5 protein-coding genes are annotated in these 7,830 nt (G+C 40.5%); 3 read left to right on the top strand and 2 right to left on the bottom strand.

Features of this window, described 5'->3' with window-relative positions; genetic code table 11:
• The coding region (locus tag IM479_RS07580) for a helix-turn-helix domain-containing protein (protein WP_287699324.1) at nt 1-180 on the bottom strand (180 nt) is incomplete at its 3' end.
• Between the two features lie 274 nt (nt 181-454).
• Nucleotides 455-2,275, bottom strand: coding sequence for an EAL domain-containing protein (locus tag IM479_RS07575; RefSeq protein ID WP_287684237.1), 1,821 nt, complete (start codon nt 2,273-2,275; stop codon nt 455-457).
• A gap of 784 nt (nt 2,276-3,059) precedes the next feature.
• On the opposite strand from IM479_RS07575, the gene IM479_RS07570 reads away from it, so the two are divergent.
• The 3 genes from IM479_RS07570 (at nt 3,060) to IM479_RS07560 (ending at nt 7,490) form a co-directional block, all read left to right on the top strand.
• Nucleotides 3,060-4,586, top strand: coding sequence for a bifunctional aminoglycoside phosphotransferase/ATP-binding protein (locus IM479_RS07570; RefSeq protein ID WP_287684239.1), 1,527 nt, complete (start codon nt 3,060-3,062; stop codon nt 4,584-4,586).
• A gap of 73 nt (nt 4,587-4,659) precedes the next feature.
• Nucleotides 4,660-5,223 (top strand): Uma2 family endonuclease, encoded by a 564-nt coding sequence (locus IM479_RS07565; RefSeq protein ID WP_287684238.1) that lies wholly within the window; start codon nt 4,660-4,662, stop codon nt 5,221-5,223.
• A gap of 215 nt (nt 5,224-5,438) precedes the next feature.
• Nucleotides 5,439-7,490 (top strand): FAD-dependent oxidoreductase, encoded by a 2,052-nt coding sequence (locus IM479_RS07560; RefSeq protein ID WP_286824297.1) that lies wholly within the window; start codon nt 5,439-5,441, stop codon nt 7,488-7,490.
• The last annotated feature ends 340 nt before the right edge of the window (nt 7,491-7,830 follow it).

Here is a 7,830-nt window from a genome sequence, read left to right as displayed (position 1 = left end):
CCAATCGGTTAGCATTGAAGACGTTTCAGCATATCCTACTCTTTCTTGTATTTCGTACCATGCTTGTGTTCTGAGATGGAGAGCTTTATTGTAAACTAATCTTACACAGCCCAAGGTGCGCCGCAATAGCGACTCTTGTTCTGGTGTGGGGTAAAATCGGAACCAATAGGCTTTTTCCATGTCTCACATTTTAGCATATATTTTGTAAATGTGCTAATATTTAACAGTAAAGCCAACCTAGAACGACGGGGTTTCAGACCCAAATTTTCGATGAGTAAGTATTTGATACTAGATATTCTGTTCAGATCATACCGGAATCAGTGGCCAAAATCATTTATCAGTAATCAGTAAACAGTGAAAAGACAGCACTGTTAATGCTATTTCATCCTCCTCACTTAATACCCCTGACTAAAAACCCAGATCTGATAACTGATAACTGATAACTGGTAACTGATCACTGAGTGCTGATTACTGACAGGCTGCGGTGGATGTGGAGAAATTTAGTTATTTCCTCCACTGCTAGAGGTCCACTGATGCGATTGCCTTGCATTCTCTCGCAACCTAATTCTTGCAGGATTTCTAATTGTTGTTGGGTTTCTACTCCCTTGGCGATCACTATTAAGTTAAAACTTTTCGCTATCGCTAACAATGACGAGATAAAACGGGTATCTTGGGGATTATTACTCAGGTTTTTCGTTAAAGATTGCTCTATTTTCAGTTTTTTCACGGGAAATTGACCGAGATAGGCGATCGACGCGTAACCGCTGCCAAAATCATCAAGGGTGATACTAATACCCAATTCCTGCAAATCCCCAAGAATTCGACCGGTTTCGCGGCTATTTTCTAGTAAACTTGTCTCGGTTATTTCCATCTCCAGAAAGAAAGGCCCGATTTTGCTTTCAGTCAAGACTTCTTTGAGGATGGTGAGCAACTGCGGATCCCGCAATTGGTGCGGGGACAGATTGATCGAGATGGGAGTGTATAATAATCCTCGCTGCTGCCATATTTGTGCTTGTTGACAGGCATTTTTCAGCACCCAACGATTAAGCTCAAGGATTAACTCGCTTTCTTCGACTAAGGGTAAGAAACGATTAGGAGCGATTAATCCGAATTGAGGGTGTAACCAGCGCAATAATACCTCTAACCCTTCCACTTGTCCCTGAGTCATATTAACTTGCGGTTGATAGTAAAGAGCTAATTCATTGTTTCTGATTGCCTGATAGAGAAAATATTCAACTTTAGAACTACGAGTATTTTTAGGGCGAACATTAACTGACTCTATCCTGGAGTTATTATTGATATTATTCTTGACCGCTACTAAATTCTTCTCCAGTTTCTGTAAAGTTATTTTTCTGTCTGTGCCGACGGGGGGACAGATAACTGAACCTAAATTTAATCGCACGGCTAGGGAGTGATTTTCGATTTCGTAATTATTTTCTAGGGTTTTAATAATTCTTTGACTAACTTTTTCCAGATCATTGGCATTATTAATTTGTGGCAGCAGGATAATAAATTCGTCCCCTCCCCAACGAGCGACTATATCCCCCGATCTCAAATTTTTTCTTAACCGTTCACTGACGATTTTTAATAGCTTATCTCCCAGTCGATAACCTAGTCGATTGTTGATATTTCTTAGCCGCTCTACATCCACTAATAACAGACCGAGCAGTTGATTACTTTTCTGGGCATTATTAATAGCATTTGACAGATATTCATTAAAGAGAGAACGGTTAGGCAAATTCGTGAGAGGATCTAGGGAAGATTCCTCTTGAGTCCTGTTATCAAAACTAAGGGTCTGGGATGGGGAATTATGGAGAATTAGGGTACTTTTTGTGTGGAGGTTATTCTGGCTATAACTTGCTTCATTTTCCGTTAGATGCACTCGTAGCTGTCCTGAACTTTTAACCGGTGCTTGCTCTATTTTTTCTTGACTGGCTATTAAATGAAAACTGGCATTTATATCACAGCCAAAGTTAATTAAATCACCATCTTTTAATTCATGAACCAAGCATTTAGACCCATTGACATAAATACCATTATGACTTTTATTTCCCTCTAAATCACCATCAAGAATCCAATAGGAAAATTTTTGGCGATCAATACTCTTTTTAATTAAAGTCGCATGATAGCGAGACGCGTGTTTGGAGCGAAGAACAATTTGATTATCGGACTTACGGCCGAGAGAATATTTCATGTCTTCTAGGGTAATTGTTCTTCTCCCTTGAGGATCTTCCACAATGAGGAGATAACGGGAATTGGATGAACCATTAATCATTTTTTCGGTACCTCGACAAAATATAAGTTAATATGCTCTCTCAAAAAGTCATAGCTTATTCGTCTTTGACTTAATTTATTTTCTCAATAAAGTGTTGGGTGTGATTCGGAACAGTTACTTAACGGCAATTGCGTCACATCTTCTGGTTTCAAGGCCTGAGTCAACCAAAATCCTTGTACTTCTCCAAGTTCTGTTCTAGGCCGATTATAGTCGATAACATGGCTAAATGCTCGGTTTTTGATGGTAAAGATTGGATAAAGGTTCGATCTTCAAACTGTCGAGGGGATATTTATAAATATAACTTAAGAAGGAATAGCCAGCATCAAATTTATCTAAAACTAACTGTACCCCTAATTACTTGGCTTAAAGCTGACCCCGCTCCCACGCAGTTTTAACGAGTAATTCAGATAGTCAACAGCTTACCGACAATCAGCCATTATCAGTCATCCTTAAACTGGTACAAATGTATGAACAACCCCGTGTAAGCATCCCACTTGCAAAGCTAATGCTTTCCAGCGTTTGGGGGAGACAGTTCCTCCACGGACATCTGAGAGCAAATCGGTTTTTAGTGGTACGACTAACTGCCAATCAAACTTTAAAAACCCGCTCCCTTCTCCCCACTTCCCACTCCCCAACGGAGGGTTTGGGGGGTAGAATCCCCCAAGAGTCAAAGATTAAGTGATAAAATCGGAAATAACAGCCAATTCTAGCAGAGAGTTTCCCTTTAAAAATCCCAACCTAGTAAATTGACAAAAATGAGATGCAACCGACAGGAGTTCTCCCTATGGATAGCAACCGATTAATCGAAGAATTAAAAAATCCCGACTTTTATCCTCATTCTGTAAAAATTCCCGTTGAAATTATCCAAACCCATGCTTCAATTATCTTCTTGACAGGAGATTATGCCTATAAAGTCAAGAAACCAGTTAATTATAATTTTTTAGATTTCTCCACTTTAGAAAAGAGAAAGTATTATCTAGAACAGGAACTAGAGTTAAATAAAAGAGTCGCGGCGAATATCTATCTGGAAGTTTTGTCAATTAATGAGGAACGGGGTATCATAAGTTTAAATGGAGAAGGGAAAGCGATCGAATACATTTTAAAAATGAATCAGTTTCCCCAAGAATGTTTACTGAGTAAGGTTTTTGAACGGGGAGAACTAACGGAAAAAGCTATAAAATCTTTGGCTGAAAAAGTGGCAGGATTTCATCGACAAGCTGTGACTAATTCCTATATTACCCAATTTGGCAATTTAGAAGTTATTAAACAAGCTTTTGATGAAAACTACCAACAAACCGAGAAATATATTAATTTTGTCCAAACCCAAAAACAATACGATGAAACGAAAGCTTATACAGATAAATTCTTCGCAGAACACGGAGATTGGTTAGAAGAAAGACAAATAAAAGGGATGATTCGCGAATGTCACGGAGACTTACATTTAAATAATATCTGTCAGTGGCAGGGAGAAATACAATTATTTGATCGCATAGAATTTAATGAATCTTTTCGCTTTGTTGATGTCATGTATGATCTTGCTTTTACAGCCATGGATTTAACCGCTAGGGGGAGAGAAGATTTCGCTAATTTATTTGTGAATACTTATTTAGAACAAACCGCCGACTGGGAGGGTTTAAAAGTCTTGCCTCTCTACCTGACTAGACAAGCATATGTGAGGGCAAAAGTCAATAGTTTTTTGCTTGATGGTGACAGTTTTTCCGAGAAAATTAAAGCCAATGTACAGGATTATTATCAATTAGCTTGGCAGTACACACAACCGCAGAAACCGAGATTAATTCTGATGTCGGGATTTTCTGGCTCGGGTAAGAGTACCATAGCGAAAGTAATTGCTAAAAATCTTAATGCTATTCAGATTCGTTCCGATGCAGTTCGCAAACATTTGGCTGGAATTGACTTAAATCAAACAGGAATTCTCGACATATATAGTCTGGAAATGAGTCAAAAAACCTTCGCTAGACTGGCAGAATTAGCCGAAATCTTAATAGCTTTAGGTTATCCGGTTATTCTTGATGCACGCTACGATAAATATGCTTGGCGAGAACCCTTATTAACCTATGCCAAAAATTTACAGATTCCTTTTCATATTGTCCATTGTCACGCACCTATAGAAGTTTTAAAACAACGGATTGCCGCTAGAAAAGGTGATATTTCTGACGCTACTATCGAGGTTTTAAATGCCCAAATTGAGAAAACAGAACCTTTTAATGAAAAAGAACAACCCTATCTAATTTCCCTAGACACTACCAATCCCGATTGGCCAGAATTTTTAGAGAGTCAATTAGATAAATAGGTTGAGATGAATCACCGATATAGCCATTCTTATAATTAAGTTATCTTGTATAAAGCAGCAAGAAGGAGAAGCGATGGAAACTGTAGTGTTAAATCTAGAGACAGTTAATCTGACCGATGAACAATTTTATCGTCTCTGTCAGGCTAATCAAACATGGAATTTAGAACGTAATCAAAAAGGAGAATTATTAATTATGCCTCCCGTGGGTGGAAATAGTGGTAAACAGGAAGCTAATTTGATTGTTAAAGTTGGGGTATGGAACGAACAAACTCAACTTGGTGAGGTATTTAGTTCTTCGACAATTTTTCGTTTACCAAATGGAGGAGATCGTTCTCCTGATGTTGCTTGGATAAAACGGGAAAGATGGGAAGCTTTGAGCGCAGAAGAGCGAGAAAAGTTCCCACCTTTGTGTCCCGATTTTGTGATTGAATTACGTTCTCGTACCGATTCTTTAACCTCTTTACAGGACAAGATGAGTGAATATTTAGCCAGTGGTTTACGTTTGGGTTGGTTGATTAATCCGCAACAGCAGCAGGTGGAAATCTATCGACTAAATAGCGATGTGGAAATTATTAATTTACCTGCTATTTTATCCGGAGAAGATGTGTTACCCGGGTTTGTTTTGAATTTAACATAGGAAGGATTACAGGGAATAACAAAGGGAATGACACCGAATCAGGCTATCTCTATTTTGTCAAAACATTTCCAGAAAAGCGATCGATTGTCAGCTTGGCGGTGTATAATCTCTCAATATCGCCCAAAAAAAAGAATCAGGATTTCAGGAACAGATTCTCTGGCTACTGCTTCAAAGAAAGAAGAAACTCTCAGTCACAACATTGATATTTGTCAATAATGTCACCTAAAATTTTCAATCATCACTTTACTCCCCTCAAATCCCTCTCTTTGGGGTTATTTCTCCTGCAAGCTTTCACTCCCCTCACCCTAGCAGCCCCCCCGCGAGAACTGGATCAAACCGTCGGCTGTGATATTCTGGTGGTGGGTGGTGGTTTAGCCGGTGCCGGTGCGGCCTACGAAGCTTTATTATTAGGAAAAACCGTCTGTTTAACCGAGATTACCGACTGGGTGGGGGGACAGATATCTTCTCAGGGAACCTCCGCATTAGATGAAAGACGAACACAAAGAGAAAAATTATTTTTCCCGAAAGGTTATCTAGAATTTAGGGAAAGAATTAGAAAGCATTACGGGAAACGCAACCCCGGAGAATGTTGGGTAAGCGGGTCTTGTTTTTTGCCTTTTGATGGACATAAATTATTATTTCAACAGTTAGAAGACGCTGCCAAAAAAGGCAAAGGAACCCTGAAATGGTTTCCCTCCACGGTAGTCAAAGAATTAAATATTGAAACTTTACCCAATCGCGGTACCGGTCAACAGATTACCGGTGTAATTGCTATTCAACATAGTCCCGCAAAAGGTACTCCTCCCCTAAATACCGAGTTTTTATCGCAAAAAATGGAGGATATCTATCGCTACGAAAATTCTCCCCGTTTTGATAAGAAAATCCTCCGTTTTGTCCCCAAATCCTCCCAACCGAATCAATTAGCAGATTGGTATGTGATTGAAGCGACCGAAACAGGGGAAATAATCGGATTATCAGATATTCCCTACCGTTTAGGTGTCGATAAGCGCAGTTATCTCGAACCTTCTTCCTCTAGCGTCACTGGAGACCCCTACTGTACCCAAGGCTTTACCTATACCTTCGCCATGGAGGAAACAGAAAAACCACAAACCCACGAGAAACCCGTTTATTATGAACGCTATGCCCCCTATTTTAGCTATGAATTGCCCCGATTAGCCGATTTTGACCTCGTTTTCACCTATCGTCGTATTTGGAGTCCGCAACTGGGTAAAGAGAAAACCTTTGGGGGAATTACTTTCACTGAACCCGTCCCGGGGGATATTTCCATGCAGAATTGGACCTGGGGAAATGATTATCGTCCGGGGACTGCTAAGGATAACTTTATCTACACCCGTGAACAGTTGCAACAGTTAGGACAGTTATCTCCGGGGGGATGGATGGGAGGATTACGCACCGAAACCCTCGCGAGGGGCGAAGAACACGCCATTTCCTACTATTATTGGTTAGTAGAAGGAACCACCGATTCCCAGTTAGGGGACGGGGTAAAAGTTCCCCATTTGAATAACCGTTATCTCTCCGGTTTTGATTCTCCCATGGGTACTGCCCACGGTTTGTCAAAATATCCCTATATTCGGGAAGCAAGACGGATTATCGGTCGTCCTTCCCTGACTTACCCCGATGGTTTTACCGTCACAGAAATCGATATTTCCCGACAAAATTTTCAAAGCGATTTCTATCGTCAAAATCTTTCTCCAGCAGAATATCGGCGCTTAATTGCCACCTTGGCAGGATTAGAGGGATTTTCCGTACTTGATGGCACATTATCCCCCGATCAGGCCGTTAAACGCAAGCGATCGACTATTTACCCCGATTCCGTCGGTATCGGTCACTATGCGATTGATTTTCATCCCTGCATGACGGAACATCCCCCCGAAAAACCGGGTAATACAGAAAAAGCAGGAGAAAGACAGGGACAAGGGCAAGCTTACCCCTTCGAGATCCCTTTAAGGGCTATAATTCCCCAAAAAATCGATAATTTACTGATAGCGGGCAAAAGTATCGCCCTTAGTCATATTGCCGCGGCCGCCTATCGTGTCCATTCCTTCGAGTGGTCCTCTGGGGTAGCTGCTGGCATCACGGCCGTGTATGCTTTAGATAATAATGTACTGCCCTATCAATTAGTAGAAAGTGACTTTCTCATTGGGAATAAACAACTGCGAGAATTACGACAAAAAATCGCTGCTAGTGGTAATCCAACTGTGTTCCCCGATGCCTCAATTTTCCGGTCGATGGATGATTGGTATTAATTAGGGTCTGCTGAAAAAGTTTTTCGGTGGGGGTTGGGGGTTGGGGGTTGGGGGATGGGGGATGGGGGATGGGTTTTACCGATTTTCAGGTGGCCAACTACCTAATTTTCAGGGAAAAAGTACCTGAATTTTCCCCCTGATCACTCCCATGCCTGGTACTTTTTGATTGACAAAAAGTCTAAAAGTCTTACCCAACAAGGTTTTTAGATTTATTCAGCAAACCCTAATTAGGGTTTGCTGAAAAAGTTATTGAAAAGCACAGGTCTCTTAATCAATGATTTCACTTAGCTACAAGCATAAGCTTTAGTTGTTGATTAGTTTCTAAGTCATAACTTATTGT

The organism is Microcystis sp. M165S2 (assembly GCF_020245885.1).
GTDB lineage: Bacteria > Cyanobacteriota > Cyanobacteriia > Cyanobacteriales > Microcystaceae > Microcystis.
Note: the sequence above shows the minus strand (reverse complement) of the source record. Positions and strands in the feature narration are given on the sequence as shown.

Bases quoted from the DNA above. Each gene is read 5' to 3' on its own strand.
- IM479_RS07575 (WP_287684237.1), bottom strand. From the start codon at position 2,275: ATGATTAATGGTTCATCCAATTCCCGTTATCTCCTCATTGTGGAAGAT.
- IM479_RS07570 (WP_287684239.1), top strand. From the start codon at position 3,060: ATGGATAGCAACCGATTAATCGAAGAATTAAAAAATCCCGACTTTTAT.
- IM479_RS07565 (WP_287684238.1), top strand. From the start codon at position 4,660: ATGGAAACTGTAGTGTTAAATCTAGAGACAGTTAATCTGACCGATGAA.
- IM479_RS07560 (WP_286824297.1), top strand. From the start codon at position 5,439: ATGTCACCTAAAATTTTCAATCATCACTTTACTCCCCTCAAATCCCTC.